Genomic DNA, 702 nt, shown 5'->3' with positions numbered 1-702 from the left:
AGAATTGAAGAATGGCGGAACCGGCCGTTGCAGCAGGTGTATTCCGTCGTGTTCATGGACGCTATCCACTACAAAGTGCGGCAGGACAACGCGATAGTGAATAAAGCTGCATACATGGTAATCGGCATCGACCTGGAGGGACATAAGGACGTTCTCGGCATGTGGATTGGCGAGCATGAATCGTCCAAGTTTTGGCTTGGCGTGTTGAATGATCTGAAAAGCCGAGGCGTGCAAGACATCCTGATCATCTGTGTAGACAACCTAAATGGATTTAGCGAAGCGATTGCCGCTGTCTATCCCCAGACGGACGTGCAGAAGTGTATTGTGCACCAGATTCGAAATTCTATGAAGCATGTACCCTATAAGGAGATGAAAGCTGTAGCAGCGGCACTTAAGCCGATCTACAAGGCCGTTAACGAACAGGCGGCAGCGTCTGCGATGGATGAATTTGAAGCGCAATGGGGAACAAAATATCCATATATCGTGCGCTCCTGGCGTACAAACTGGACTGAACTCACCGCGTTCTTTCAATATCCACAAGAGATGCGGAAGATCATCTACACGACCAATATCATCGAGGGCTATCACCGCCAACTTCGGAAAGTTACGAAGGGGAAAACGATATTCCCAACCGATGAGGCTTTGTTGAAGATGTTGTACTTATCCACAATGGATGCCATGAAGAAATGGACGGGGCGTATT

General features: G+C 48.6%; 1 protein-coding gene. It reads left to right on the top strand.

The features are described from left to right. On the top strand, nt 1–702 hold a 702-nt coding region (locus ACFPXP_RS07995), incomplete at both ends, for an IS256 family transposase (protein ID WP_379893712.1).

The sequence above is a fragment of the Marinicrinis lubricantis genome (genome assembly GCF_042658665.1).
GTDB classification, from domain to species: Bacteria; Bacillota; Bacilli; order Paenibacillales; family KCTC-33676; genus Marinicrinis; species Marinicrinis lubricantis.
This window is presented reverse-complemented; position numbering and strand designations above follow the sequence as displayed.